Raw genomic sequence first — 11,573 nt, 5'->3', positions numbered from 1 at the left:
GGCATCTATGGCCGCGAGATGTTCGAGACCTGGTACAAGATGATCGCACTGGTGCAGGGCCCGCTCGACGTCAGCGGTCTGATCACCCACCGCATCGGCATTGACGACTTCCAGATGGGGTTCGACGCGATGCGCAGCGGCAATTCGGGCAAGGTGGTGATGGACTGGTGAGCGCCTAATCCTTGCTCAGAGCCTTCTTGAGCGCAACCAATCCGTTTGTGATCGCGGTGCGCTCGCCAGCGCTGAGTTTTGCCAGCAATTCCCGCTCGAACGCCTTCGCCAGCGGCACCATTTCGCGATAGGCGGCAAGGCCCGCTCCAGTCAGCGTCAGATGCTCGATGCGGCGGTCTTTTTCATCCGGTGTTCGCGTGAGCCAGCGGCGCCGTTCGAGCTCGGCGACGGCGCGCGAAACCTTGGTCTTGTGCATGGCCGACTGTTCGCCGAGCGCTGTTGCGGTCATGCTGCCGTGCTGGCCGAGACCGGCCAGCGTTCGCCATTCGGGCCGCGTCAGGCCGTGGCGATCTTTGTAAATCCTGGAGAATTCGCGGCTGACAGCGTCGGCGAGCCGGTAGAGCCTGTAGGGCAGGAAGCTTTCAAGTTCGAGGATTTCCGGTTCCATGTTCCGCGTCCGCGCAGCTGGCATTGCTGGTTGATAGTTACATTTTCGATGGTTACAAATGAAACCAGTTTGGTCAATTCCGGAGCGCCGCGCGTCCTCGTGGACGCAAAAGACGCTCTGGCAGTGTGAATCCGGGAGGAAATCATGGCCTTTTCCTACATGCCGGGGTTCGGCAACGACTTCGAAACTGAAACCTTGCCTGGTTCGCTGCCGCAAGGGCGGAATTCGCCGCAGCGGCCGGCCTACGGTCTCTATGCCGAGCAGCTTTCGGGCTCGCCCTTTACCGCGCCGCGCGGCACCAACGAGCGTTCCTGGCTCTATCGCATCAGGCCGAGCGTCAGGCACACCGGCCGCTTCAAGGCGGCGACCTATCCGCTGTGGAAGAGCGCGCCGAATATCGGCGAACACGAACTGGCGCTCGGCCAATATCGCTGGAATCCGGTGCCGATGCCGAAGGAGCCGACCAACTTCATTGCCGGCATGCGCTCGATCACCACCGCCGGCGACGTGCTTGGCCAGACCGGCATGGCGGCGCATGTCTATGTCGCCAACCGCTCGATGGTCGACGACCATTTCTTCAACGCCGACGGCGAGTTGCTGGTCGTGCCGCAGGTGGGGGCGCTGCGCTTCGTTACCGAAATGGGCGTCATCGAATTGCGACCCGGCGAGATCGCGGTGCTGCCGCGCGGCCTCGTGTTCAAGGTCGAACTGGTCGATGAAACAGTGCGCGGCTATGTCTGCGAGAATTACGGCGCGAAGCTGACGCTGCCGGATCGTGGCCCGATCGGCGCCAATTGCCTGGCCAATCCGCGCGATTTCAAGACGCCTTGCGCCTGGTTCGAGGACAAGGAGACGCCGTGCCGGCTGATCGTGAAATGGTGCGGCCAGTTTCATGTCGCCGAACTCGACCATTCGCCGCTGGACGTGGTGGCGTGGCACGGCAATTATTCGCCCTATAAATATGATCTTGCAACGTTTTCGCCGGTCGGGGCGATCCTGTTCGACCATCCCGATCCGTCGATCTTCACGGTGCTGACCGCGCCGAGCGGCGAGGAGGGCACCGCCAACATCGACTTCGTCATCTTCCCGCCGCGCTGGCTGGTGGCCGAAAACACGTTCCGTCCGCCCTGGTACCACCGAAACATCATGAGCGAGTTCATGGGCCTGATCCACGGCCAATACGACGCCAAGGAGGAGGGCTTCGTTCCCGGCGGCATCAGCCTGCACAATCTGATGCTGGCCCACGGGCCTGACGCGTCTGGCTTCGAAAAGGCCTCGCGCGCCGAGCTGAAACCGGTCAAGCTCGACAACACCATGGCTTTCATGTTCGAGACGCGATTCCCGCAGATGCTGACCCGCTACGCCGCCGAGGTTGAGACCCGGCAGGAGAATTACATCGACTGCTGGGCCGATCTGAAGAAGCGCTTCAACGGCACGCCCGAGGGCGACTGGTCTTGAGCGCTGATCCTACGCGGGATCGGCTGGTGCTGCTGGGCTCGAAGGGCGGCCCGGCACTCCGGCCGGGCGGGCCGTGGCCAAGTTCGTCGCTGCTGGAGATCGGCGGCCGCACCATCGTCGTCGATTGCGGGCTTGGCGTGACGCGCGGGCTGGCCGACGGCGGCATCAGCCTGAAGGCGCTCGACCTGGTCTTCATCACGCATCTGCATTCCGACCATGTGCTGGAACTCGGTCCGCTGATCCACACCGCATGGACGGCGGGCCTGGCGACACCGGTCAGTGTGTTCGGCCCGCCCGGCACCGGCCACTACTGGCAGCGTTTTTGCCAGGCGATGGAATTCGACATCGAGATACGCATCGCCGACGAAGGCCGGCCGGATATTCTCGACATGGTTTCGATCATCGAATTCGGCGAAGGCCGGGTGGTGGTGGAGCGTGGACTGAAGGTTTCGGCGCTGCGCGTCGACCATCCGCCGGTGACCGACTGCTTTGCGCTGCGCTTCGAGCACGCCGGACAAAGCGTCGTGTTCTCTGCCGATACGACGTTCTTTCCCCCATTGGCCGATTTTGCCAAAGGCGCCGACATCCTCGTCCATGAGGCCATGCTGGAGGAGGGTATCGAGCGGCTCGTTGCGGAGACCGGCAACGGCGCGCGGCTGAGGGAACATCTGCTCGCCAGCCACAGTCTTGCCGGGGAGGCGGGGCGCATCGCCACCGACGCTGGGGTCGGGCGACTGGTGCTCAACCACCTCATTCCGGCCGACGATCCCGAGATCGACGAGGCCGACTGGATCGCCGCCGTCAGGAAAACATGGGCCGGTGACTTGACGATCGCCCGCGACGGCCTTGTTGTGGGACGGGAGCATGATCCCGAACCGGACCGCTAGCGAAAGTGAGAACCGGTTTTCGGAAGAGATCAGGCGTAGAACAAAAATTCAAAGCGGCACCAAAGCCGCACCAGGAGAGGAAACCGCATGAAGCTTGCCACATTGAAGGACGGGTCGCGCGACGGAAAGTTGGTCGTCGTCTCGCGCGACCTGACGCGCTTTACCGATGCCTCGTTTCTGGTGCCGACGCTGCAAGCGGCGCTCGACGACTGGAGCCGGATCGCGCCGCATCTCGCCGCCATGGCGGAATCGCTGGAGAACAATGCGGTGCCGTCAGCGCGCTTTCACGAGCATGACGCCCATTCGCCGTTGCCGCGCGCCTATCAATGGGCGGACGGCTCGGCCTATGTGAACCATGTCGAACTGGTCCGGAAGGCGCGCGGCGCCGAGATGCCGGCAAGCTTCTGGACCGATCCGCTGATTTATCAGGGTGGTTCGGACAGTTTCATCGCGCCACGTGATCCGATCCGGGCGGCCGACGAGGCTTTCGGCATAGACATGGAAGGGGAGGTCGCCGTCATTGTCGATGATGTCCCGATGGGAGCAAGCCTAGATGAGACGCGGGCCGCGATCCGGCTGGTCATGCTGGTCAATGACGTCACGCTGCGTTCCCTTACCGCGCCAGAGCTTGCCAAGGGTTTTGGCTTCTTCCAGTCGAAACCGTCCTCCGCCTTTTCGCCGGTCGCGGTAACGCCGGACGAACTCGGCGATGCCTGGGATGGCGGCAAGGTCAGCCTGCCGCTGCTGGTCGACCTCAACGGCAAGCCGTTCGGCCGGGCTAACGCCGGCGTGGACATGACTTTCGATTTTCCGGTGCTGATCGCGCATGCCGCAAAAACCCGGCCGCTGGCGGCCGGCACCATCATCGGTTCGGGGACGGTCTCCAACAAGCTCGACGGCGGTCCGGGCAAGCCTGCCTCGGCAGGCGGCGCCGGCTATTCCTGCGTTGCCGAACTGCGCATGATCGAAACGATCGAGGCCGGCGAACCGACAACGCCGTTCCTGCGCTTTGGCGACACGGTACGCATCGAGATGAAGGACAGGACCGGACATTCGATTTTTGGTGCGATCGAGCAGAAGGTCGAGAAATACGCAATTTGAAGCAATTCTATATCTAGCGTCGTTCCGAAACGCTGGCAGGATCAGGATGCCGTACACTGCTACTTATCTCTGGTTTGTGGGAATTTGCGGCATCGCTACTGCCTGGCTTCTAATTTCGGCAATCCGACGTTGCCATCAGGTTGAGGACCGATCTGAAAGACTCCGCAACTTCAGCAGCGTTGCGCGTCGGGCGAAGCTTATTTACGTCGCTTTGAACCGGGACGTTGGAAGCGATGTTGAAACGCAAGCGCTGCGGCGTGGCATGATCGCTCGTCTGCTAGCCATAGGTGCTATCGGTATTGCTGTGAACTTGATTGCCTGGGCTGGTTGGGCGAGTATGTGACGTGGACCTGCTGGACCATAATCGCCGCATGGCACGCAACAATCTCTGGTCGAACGACCGGCTCTACCGCGCCGTGCTACAGCTTGAGCCCGGTGAATTCGAAGCCGAGCGAACCAGCTTCTTTCCCTCGATCAAGGCAACGCTCAATCACATCCTGGCTGTCGATCATCTCTATCTCGATTTTCTCGAGCAGGGTGGCGTTGGCGCCGCGGCCCATGACGATTTCGTGCCTTTCGATGAACCACCAGCGCTGTTTGCCGCCCAGGTCGCGGCCGACCGGGGGCTGATCGCCTTCTGCGACGGTCTGTCGGCGGCCGATCTAGACCGCCGTGTCGTCACTGACCGGCGCGAGGACGGAAAAATACCGGAGCGGATCGGCGATCTGCTCGCCCACCTCTTCATCCACGACATCCATCATCGCGGCCAGGTGCACGCCATGCTGTCCGGCACATCGGTGAAACCGCCGCAGCTCGACGAATTCTTCCTCGACTATGATCTGCAACTCAGGAAAGCCGAGGTCGAGAGGTTGGCAATTAATGGCGGCAATTAATTGTAGTTACGAAAATTCTTGACTTAATTATTGTAGGTACATAAATTTCGGATGAAGATCGTCTGGGACGAACCGAAACGGTTGGCCAACATCGAGAAACACGGGTTGGATTTTGCCGCGCTGGATGACGAGTTTTTTCTTGCCTCGACAATCCGGACGGCAAAAGCTGGTCGTCTCATCGCAATTGGCCGGATCGTCGATGGCGTCGTTGCCGTGGTGTTTGCCCGGCTCGGCTCCGAGGGCATCTCGATAATTTCGATGCGTCCGGCCAGCCCGGCTGAAAGAAGGGCTGTTCGATGACAAAACGTAAGTTGCAGACAAAGTTCGAACCGGGGCGCGGCTATAGCAAGGAAGATTGGGATGCCGTTTCGGACAATCCGGAATGGACAGAGGAGGATTTTCGAAACGCTCGTCCCTTCGCTGAAGTTTTTCCGGACCTCGCCGAAAGCATTCGCCGTTCGCGCGGGCGGCCGGCGCTCGACAATCCGAAGAAGCAGGTGACGCTTCGGCTCGATAGTGACGTGGTTGCACGCTTTCGTGCCGGCGGACCCGGCTGGCAGAGCCGGATCAACGACATTCTTCGCAAAGCCGCCGGCCTCACCAAGTAAACTTCGGCGCTTGGAGCTTGCTCCTCCACTTACCGGTGCGACGTCACTGATTGGCGCACGTGTCCATCATTTGTCGTAGTCGCCCCATTCAGGGCCGAGTTCGTCAAAGTCGTCAGCGATGCGGATCTTGCCTTTCAAGGCGCCAATGCGAGGCAGGAGGTCGGGCGATGCTGGCGGCACGAGGCGAGCCGTGACTTTGCCGCAGCGCGTGAGCACGATCTCCTCACCGGCATCCGCACGCCTAACGAGTTCCGACAATTTGGCCTTGGCCTCGGCGACAGAAATATTCATGGCTAGAATCTGAGCAACAACTGATCCAACCGCAAGAGGTTAGGCCGCTGCCTATTCCGCCGCCTGCACCTTCAGCACGCCGCGCTTGATCTGGTCCTGCTCTATCGATTCGAACAGAGCGCGGAAATTGCCCTCGCCAAAACCTTCGTCGCCCTTCCTCTGGATGAATTCGAAGAAGATCGGGCCGATCACGGTTTTTGAAAAGATTTGCAGCAGGATCTTGGTCGTGCCGCCGTCAACCACGCCTTCGCCATCGATCAGGATGCCGTGCTTTTTCATGCGCTCGATCGGCTCGTCATGGCCGTGCACTCTGTTATGGGACATGTCATAATAGGTTTCGGGTGGGCCGGGCATGAACTTCAGCCCGTTGGCGGCCAGCCTGTCGGTAGCGCCGTAGATCTCGTCCGTACCGACGGCGATGTGCTGGATGCCTTCGCCATTATATTTCTTCAAATATTCGGCGATCTGGCTGGTCTCATCCTTGGACTCGTTGAGCGGGATGCGGATCTTGCCGCAGGGCGAGGTAATGGCGCGGCTGACCAGGCCGGTGATCTTGCCGTCGATATCGAAGAAATGGATCTGCTTGAAGCCGAACAGGTCGCGATAGAAATCCCACCATTTGTCCATGTTGCCGCGGTAGACATTGTGGGTGAGGTGGTCGAGATAATAGAAGCCGACGCCTTCCGGCTTCGGGTCGCGCGCGCCCAGCCAGTCGAACTCGGCATCGTAGGCCGAGCCCTTTTCCCCATAAGTATCGATGAAATAGAGCAGTGAACCGCCGATGCCGACGATTGCCGGCACGTCGAGCGTTTTATCGGCGCCCTCATAGGGCGTCGCGCCCTTGGCGACGGCATGGTCGAACGCATGCTTGGCATCGACGACCCGCCAGGCCATGGAGGAAGCGCAGGGGCCGTGCTTGTCGGCGAATTTCATCGCATGCGAGCCGGGTTCGGCATTGACGACATAGTTGATGTCGCCCTGCCGCCAGACGGTAATGTCCTTGGTGCGGTGCTTGGCTACCGGCACATAGCCCATGCGGGTAAAAAGCTCGGCGAGCTTTTCCGGTTCGGGATGCGCGAACTCGACGAATTCGAAGCCGTCGGTGCCGGCGGGATTGGCCTTGCTGATCTTTGCGGGCGGTGCGTCGTGTGGGAAGGGGCCCATGGTGTTGTCCTCCAAAAAGCTCTGTGGCCGGAAAGGGCCATTTCCGCATAATCATAGCGCGGAACGGGCGCATGGTGCTTGCATTCAAACGCTTTAAATGATCGAGTGATGCGCCAACTGTGCACGTATGGAGAAGATTCTATGGATGATGCGCGCATCGACCAGTTTGACCGCAAGATAATGGCTCTATTGCAGGGCGACGCACGGCTGACCAACAACGATTTGTCGGAACGGGTGAACCTGTCGGCGTCGCAATGTTCGCGCCGCCGCCAAAGGCTGGAGGAGGACGGCTACATCAGGGGTTATCGCGCGGTGCTCGACCGCGACAAGCTCGGCTTCTCGCTGGTCAACGTCATCTCGGTGACGCTGGCCACCCACAACCGCGACAATGCGCAGCGCTTCGGCGAACTGGTGGCGCGGCTGCCGGAAGTGCAGGAGGCGCACGCGCTAACCGGCGAGATGGACTATATCCTGAAGGTGGTGACGCCGGACCTGAAGTCGCTGTCGGAATTCGTCAACGGCGTGCTTCTGCCGCACGAGTCCGTGCAGCATGTGAAGACGGCGATCGTACTCGAAACGCTGAAGGAAACCGGCGCGCTGCCGATCTAAATTAGCCCTTCGACTGCCGGATCAGCCCGTAAAGATTGGTGCAGCGTGCGCCGGAACGGCAATAGGCGAAGATCGGGCCTTCGAGTTCGTCGAGCGCCTTGGCCTGGTCCCCGACATTCTCCGCCGTGATCTGGCCGCTGATGACCGGGATGTAGCGGAAAGCAAGCCCGGCAGCTTCGACCGCTGCCTTGACACTGTCCGCTGATGGCTGGCCGGGCTGCTCGTCATCCGGCCTGTTGCAGATGACGCTCTTGAAGCCGGCGGCCTTGATGGCGGCTACCTCGTCGGGCTGAATCTGGCCCGAGACCGAATAGTCCTCGCTGATCTGACGGTATTCCATGGTGGTCCTCGCAATGTTCGATGCCTGCTGGCCAGGGGCGGAGTTTTGCCACTCCCAGGCCTGGGCGGCAATCCGCGCAAAAAGAATTCCCGCTGCGCAGATAGACATTCTCATGCGGGAAATCCAGCCGGGCTACCTACAGCACCGCGTCCTTGGATCCACAAAGGACGCTGTAGCATTTTGTTGCCTACACGTGCGCAAGCCGACCAAGTGGACGGCGTCTCAGCCTCCGAGTATCGCGCCTTTGATCTGGGCGATGTTGTTGTGCATCAGGTCGATATAGGTCGAAGCCGGGCCGTCGGGCTGCGACAGCGCGTCTGAATAGAGCGTGCCGCCCACCTTGACCCCGGTCTCGCTGGCGATCTGCTCGATCAGCCGCGCGTTGGCGATGTTCTCGACGAAGACCGCCGCCGCCTTGTCCTGCTTAACCTGGCTGACCAGCTTGGCGACGTCCGCAGCAGACGGCTCCGACTCGGTCGACACCCCTTCGGGGGCCAGGAAGGTGAGGCTATAGGCCTTCTCGAAATAGCCGAACGCGTCATGCGAGGTGATGACGACGCGTTTCTCTTGCGGGATCGACTGGATCGCCGTCTGCACTTCGCGCTCGAGCGCGTCGAGCTTCTCGGTGTATGCGGCGGCATTGGCCTTGTAGCTGCCGCAACCCTCGGCGTCGGCGGTGCAGAAGGCGTCGGCGATGTTCTTCACATAGATCTTGGCATTGGCGACCGATTGGAAGGCATGCGGATCGGTGTCTTCGCCTTCAGCGGCGTCGGCATCGGCGAATTCGGGTTTGAAGTTGATCGGCGTGACGCCCTTGGTCAGAACGGCGATTGTTGCGTTAGTGGCGCTGGCGTCGACCAGGCGCTGCAGAAAGCCTTCGAAATGCAGGCCATTGACCAGCACCACATCCGCACCCGCCATGGCCACCGCGTCGGCCGGACTCGGCTCGTAGACGTGGGCATCGCCGTCCGGCCCGACGATGGTGGTCAGATTGATCCGGTCGCCGCCGACATTTTTGGCAAAATCGGCAATGACCGTGAAGCTGGCGACCACTTTCAACGGCTCCGCGAGGGCCGATGATGCGCCAAAGGCGCTTAATGTTATAACGCCCATTGCCAAGGCGGTGCGGATCGATTTCAGCATGGAAAGCTCACCTCTGTTGGGATCAGGCGGTTCTGTGGCGGTGATGGATAATACGGGCGCGCAGGATGCCGCGCGTGCCGAACAGGATCGAGGCAAAATAGACGACGCCCGCAGACAGGACGATCGCCGGGCCGGATGGCAGCGACACGTGGTAGGACAACAGCAGCCCGGCGACGCAGGAGGCAAAGCCGATCAGCACCGCCAGCACGCACATCGGCTCGACGCGCATGGTCCAGAAGCGGGCGGCGGCCGCAGGCAGCATCATCAGCCCGACGGATAGCAGCGTGCCGAGCGCCTGGAATCCGCCGACAAGGTTGAGCACGACAAGGCCGAGGAAGATGAAATGCACCGGGCTGCCCAGCCGGCTGACCGAACGCAGGAACAGCGGATCGAGACATTCGGCGACCAGCGCCCGCCAAAAAATGGCGAGGTTGACCAGCGTGACCAGCACGATGCCGCCGATCAGCGTCAGCGCTTCATTGTTGAGCGCCAGCACGGTGCCGAACAGCACATGCATGAGATCGACGCTGGAGCCGCGGATCGATACCATCAGCACACCGATGGCGAGCGAAATCAGGTAGAAGGCCGCCATCGAGGCGTCCTCGCGCTGGATGGTGAAACGCGAGACGGCGCCGGCGCCAAGCGCGACGATGATGCCGGCAATCAACCCGCCGATGGTCATCGGCAGGATCTCCAGCCCATAGAACAGGAAACCGGCGGCAGCACCCGGCAGGATGGCGTGGGCCATGGCGTCGCCGGAAAGGCTCATGCGCCGCAGCATCAGGAAGACGCCGACGGGGCAGGCGCCGAGCGACAGCATCAGCGACCCGGCAAGCGCCCGCTGCATGAAGGCGAAATCGGCGAACGGAGCGATGAGAAGACCGTAGAGCGTTTCCATCATGCTGCCCGCGGCCCGGAGCCGTGATGATGGTCGTGCCCATGGTCGTGAGCGTGACCACCATGTTTGTGGTCGTCGGGCTCGCACCAGGGCGCGTTCTCCTCCCAGGCTTCGTGGAAGCGGCGCGCGCGCAACAGGTTTTCCGGCCGCAGCGTTTCCTTGGTCTCGCCCCAGGCGATCGGCTGGCGCGCCAGCAGCAGCGTCTCGGGGAAATTCTGGCGCACCAGATCCAGGTCGTGAACGACCACCATGATAGTGCGCTCCTCACCATGCCAGCGCTTGATCAGTGCGATCAGGTCGCCGACGGTCTTGGTGTCGACGGCGTTGAACGGCTCGTCGAGCAGGATGAGATCGGCATCCTGCAGCAGCACGCGGGCAAACAGCGTACGCTGCAACTGGCCGCCCGACAGCGTGTCGATCGGGCGCTTCTCGAAGCCGCCGAGGCCGACGGCCATCAGCGCCTGGCTGACCGAATCGCGATCTTCCCTGGTGTAGCGGCCGAGCAGCCCTCGCCGTGGCCACAGCCCGAGCGAAACCAGATCGACGACCCTGGCCGGAAAGGAGCGGTCGAGCTCCGACTGTTGCGGCAGATAGGCGGCGCGCACGCCGGGCGCCCGGACAACCGTTCCGGCCATCGGCTTCAACACGCCGACGATACCCTTCATGAGGGTCGACTTGCCCGAGCCGTTGGCGCCGACGACGGCGGTCAGCGATCCCCGGTGGATCGTGCCGTCGAGATGATGGATTGCCGGATGGCTGTTGTAACCCAGAGTCAGGTCGCTGAAGGTCAGGCAGGTTTTGGTCATGTGACGATCCGGGGGCACGACTGGTACGGCGGCGGCGATTGGATATGTGATGTTATTACATTAGTCAACAAGTCAATCGGGCGGAATTGCGGCGACTAACCATTTGGCGTGTCCTGTTTGGCCCCATGCCCTGCTGGCTCAAGAGGATTCACTCAGTCGACCTTGCCCCCGGCAGACGGCGACTCTAAAGAGGCGCAACCGACAATAGAAGGAAACATCCCATGAGCATTCGTCGCATCGATGTTGGCCCGCGCATGAGCCAGATCGTCATCCACGGCAATACCGTCTATCTGGCCGGTCAGGTCGGCGAGCCGGGCGGAAACGTCGGCGCCCAGACGAGGGACATTCTGGCGGCCATCGACGAATTGCTGGCCAAGGCCGGAACGGACAAGACCAAGATCCTGCAGGCGATCATTTGGCTGGCCGACATGAGCACCTTTGCAGAGATGAACGCGGAGTGGGACAAGTGGGTGCCGCAGGGCCATACCCCGGCCCGCGCCACCGGCGAGGCCAAGCTTGCCGGGCCGGAATATCTGGTCGAGATCATCGTTACCGCTGCCATCTGAGATGCGGCTCTTAACCCTCCCCCTTGAGGGGAGGGTCGCGGAGCAAATGCCGCAGGGCGGCATTTTGCGAAGCGGGGGGGGGGGGGGGGGGCCCCCCCCCCCCCCCCCCCCCGGCCCCCCGGGGGGGGGGGGGGGCGGGGGGGGGGCGCCCCCCCCGCGCGGGGGGGGGGGGGCCGCGGGGGGGGGGGGG

The 11,573-nt window shown here is 62.0% G+C and carries 15 protein-coding genes and 1 pseudogene; 9 read left to right on the top strand and 7 right to left on the bottom strand.

The annotated features are described in order from the left end of the window. A pseudogene (gene tdh, locus AC0L3N_RS29590) lies at positions 1-171 on the top strand (L-threonine 3-dehydrogenase); the annotation flags it as partial. A gap of 4 nt (positions 172-175) precedes the next feature. Here tdh and AC0L3N_RS29585 read toward each other — a convergent pair. After that, entirely contained in the window at positions 176-619 is a 444-nt protein-coding gene (locus AC0L3N_RS29585; protein ID WP_473551060.1) for a MarR family winged helix-turn-helix transcriptional regulator, read from the bottom strand. A 144-nt stretch (positions 620-763) separates the two neighbouring features. Here AC0L3N_RS29585 and hmgA point away from each other — a divergent pair, with 144 nt between their 5' ends. The 6 genes from hmgA to AC0L3N_RS29555 all read left to right on the top strand — a co-directional run bounded on the left by hmgA (position 764) and on the right by AC0L3N_RS29555 (position 5,566). Then, complete coding sequence (gene hmgA / locus AC0L3N_RS29580) at positions 764-2,077, top strand: homogentisate 1,2-dioxygenase (RefSeq protein ID WP_473551059.1); 1,314 nt, start codon at positions 764-766, stop codon at positions 2,075-2,077. Beyond that, positions 2,074-2,964 carry an MBL fold metallo-hydrolase gene (locus tag AC0L3N_RS29575; protein ID WP_473551058.1) on the top strand — a complete coding sequence of 297 codons (891 nt, stop codon included), beginning with the start codon at positions 2,074-2,076 and terminating at the stop codon, positions 2,962-2,964. Before hmgA ends, AC0L3N_RS29575 begins: the two co-directional genes overlap by 4 nt. Positions 2,965-3,051: 87 nt before the next feature. Next, the gene (locus AC0L3N_RS29570) at positions 3,052-4,065 is read left to right on the top strand and encodes a fumarylacetoacetate hydrolase family protein (protein WP_123147622.1); all 1,014 of its coding nucleotides are present in this window, start codon (positions 3,052-3,054) and stop codon (positions 4,063-4,065) included. Between the two features lie 344 nt (positions 4,066-4,409). Next, positions 4,410-4,958 (top strand): DinB family protein, encoded by a 549-nt coding sequence (locus AC0L3N_RS29565; RefSeq protein ID WP_123147620.1) that lies wholly within the window; start codon positions 4,410-4,412, stop codon positions 4,956-4,958. A 51-nt stretch (positions 4,959-5,009) separates the two neighbouring features. Beyond that, positions 5,010-5,258: a BrnT family toxin gene (locus tag AC0L3N_RS29560; protein ID WP_473551056.1), complete on the top strand. Its 249-nt coding sequence runs from the start codon at positions 5,010-5,012 to the stop codon at positions 5,256-5,258. Beyond that, a complete protein-coding gene (locus AC0L3N_RS29555; RefSeq protein ID WP_123147618.1) occupies positions 5,255-5,566 on the top strand; it encodes a BrnA antitoxin family protein in 312 nt (103 codons plus the stop codon). Before AC0L3N_RS29560 ends, AC0L3N_RS29555 begins: the two co-directional genes overlap by 4 nt. Positions 5,567-5,632: 66 nt before the next feature. Here AC0L3N_RS29555 and AC0L3N_RS29550 read toward each other — a convergent pair whose 3' ends face one another. Together AC0L3N_RS29550 and hppD are read right to left on the bottom strand one after the other, a co-directional pair. Then, positions 5,633-5,857 carry a type II toxin-antitoxin system Phd/YefM family antitoxin gene (locus AC0L3N_RS29550; RefSeq protein WP_473551055.1) on the bottom strand — a complete coding sequence of 75 codons (225 nt, stop codon included), beginning with the start codon at positions 5,855-5,857 and terminating at the stop codon, positions 5,633-5,635. Between the two features lie 51 nt (positions 5,858-5,908). Further along, positions 5,909-7,021 carry a 4-hydroxyphenylpyruvate dioxygenase gene (gene hppD / locus AC0L3N_RS29545; RefSeq protein WP_473551053.1) on the bottom strand — a complete coding sequence of 371 codons (1,113 nt, stop codon included), beginning with the start codon at positions 7,019-7,021 and terminating at the stop codon, positions 5,909-5,911. A gap of 141 nt (positions 7,022-7,162) precedes the next feature. Between hppD and AC0L3N_RS29540 the strand changes: the two genes are divergently transcribed. Next, positions 7,163-7,630: an Lrp/AsnC family transcriptional regulator gene (locus AC0L3N_RS29540; protein WP_029354039.1), complete on the top strand. Its 468-nt coding sequence runs from the start codon at positions 7,163-7,165 to the stop codon at positions 7,628-7,630. 1 nt (position 7,631) lies between these two features. Here AC0L3N_RS29540 and AC0L3N_RS29535 read toward each other — a convergent pair whose 3' ends face one another. From AC0L3N_RS29535 to aztA, 4 genes are all read right to left on the bottom strand, one after another. Then, positions 7,632-7,970 (bottom strand): protein tyrosine phosphatase family protein, encoded by a 339-nt coding sequence (locus AC0L3N_RS29535; RefSeq protein WP_123147635.1) that lies wholly within the window; start codon positions 7,968-7,970, stop codon positions 7,632-7,634. A 222-nt stretch (positions 7,971-8,192) separates the two neighbouring features. Beyond that, positions 8,193-9,113 (bottom strand): zinc ABC transporter substrate-binding protein AztC, encoded by a 921-nt coding sequence (aztC, locus tag AC0L3N_RS29530; protein WP_123147615.1) that lies wholly within the window; start codon positions 9,111-9,113, stop codon positions 8,193-8,195. A 22-nt stretch (positions 9,114-9,135) separates the two neighbouring features. Further along, positions 9,136-10,011 carry a zinc ABC transporter permease AztB gene (gene aztB / locus AC0L3N_RS29525; protein WP_473551052.1) on the bottom strand — a complete coding sequence of 292 codons (876 nt, stop codon included), beginning with the start codon at positions 10,009-10,011 and terminating at the stop codon, positions 9,136-9,138. Beyond that, the gene (gene aztA, locus AC0L3N_RS29520; RefSeq protein ID WP_095496141.1) at positions 10,011-10,817 is read right to left on the bottom strand and encodes a zinc ABC transporter ATP-binding protein AztA; all 807 of its coding nucleotides are present in this window, start codon (positions 10,815-10,817) and stop codon (positions 10,011-10,013) included. The genes aztB and aztA overlap by 1 nt, the downstream gene beginning before the upstream one ends. Positions 10,818-11,038: 221 nt before the next feature. On the opposite strand from aztA, the gene AC0L3N_RS29515 reads away from it, so the two are divergent. Further along, positions 11,039-11,383 (top strand): RidA family protein, encoded by a 345-nt coding sequence (locus AC0L3N_RS29515; RefSeq protein ID WP_095496140.1) that lies wholly within the window; start codon positions 11,039-11,041, stop codon positions 11,381-11,383. Positions 11,384-11,573: the final 190 nt, after the last annotated feature.

It is taken from the genome of Mesorhizobium sp. WSM4807 (genome assembly GCF_055811615.1).
Note: the sequence above shows the minus strand (reverse complement) of the source record. Positions and strands in the feature narration are given on the sequence as shown.

Excerpts from the sequence above, each read along its gene's own strand:
- AC0L3N_RS29585 (WP_473551060.1), bottom strand. The coding sequence starts at position 619 with ATGGAACCGGAAATCCTCGAACTTGAAAGCTTCCTGCCCTACAGGCTC.
- hmgA (WP_473551059.1), top strand. The coding sequence starts at position 764 with ATGGCCTTTTCCTACATGCCGGGGTTCGGCAACGACTTCGAAACTGAA.
- AC0L3N_RS29570 (WP_123147622.1), top strand. The coding sequence starts at position 3,052 with ATGAAGCTTGCCACATTGAAGGACGGGTCGCGCGACGGAAAGTTGGTC.
- AC0L3N_RS29560 (WP_473551056.1), top strand. The coding sequence starts at position 5,010 with ATGAAGATCGTCTGGGACGAACCGAAACGGTTGGCCAACATCGAGAAA.
- AC0L3N_RS29555 (WP_123147618.1), top strand. The coding sequence starts at position 5,255 with ATGACAAAACGTAAGTTGCAGACAAAGTTCGAACCGGGGCGCGGCTAT.
- AC0L3N_RS29550 (WP_473551055.1), bottom strand. The coding sequence starts at position 5,857 with ATGAATATTTCTGTCGCCGAGGCCAAGGCCAAATTGTCGGAACTCGTT.
- hppD (WP_473551053.1), bottom strand. The coding sequence starts at position 7,021 with ATGGGCCCCTTCCCACACGACGCACCGCCCGCAAAGATCAGCAAGGCC.
- AC0L3N_RS29540 (WP_029354039.1), top strand. The coding sequence starts at position 7,163 with ATGGATGATGCGCGCATCGACCAGTTTGACCGCAAGATAATGGCTCTA.
- AC0L3N_RS29535 (WP_123147635.1), bottom strand. The coding sequence starts at position 7,970 with ATGGAATACCGTCAGATCAGCGAGGACTATTCGGTCTCGGGCCAGATT.
- aztC (WP_123147615.1), bottom strand. The coding sequence starts at position 9,113 with ATGCTGAAATCGATCCGCACCGCCTTGGCAATGGGCGTTATAACATTA.
- aztB (WP_473551052.1), bottom strand. The coding sequence starts at position 10,011 with ATGGAAACGCTCTACGGTCTTCTCATCGCTCCGTTCGCCGATTTCGCC.
- aztA (WP_095496141.1), bottom strand. The coding sequence starts at position 10,817 with ATGACCAAAACCTGCCTGACCTTCAGCGACCTGACTCTGGGTTACAAC.
- AC0L3N_RS29515 (WP_095496140.1), top strand. The coding sequence starts at position 11,039 with ATGAGCATTCGTCGCATCGATGTTGGCCCGCGCATGAGCCAGATCGTC.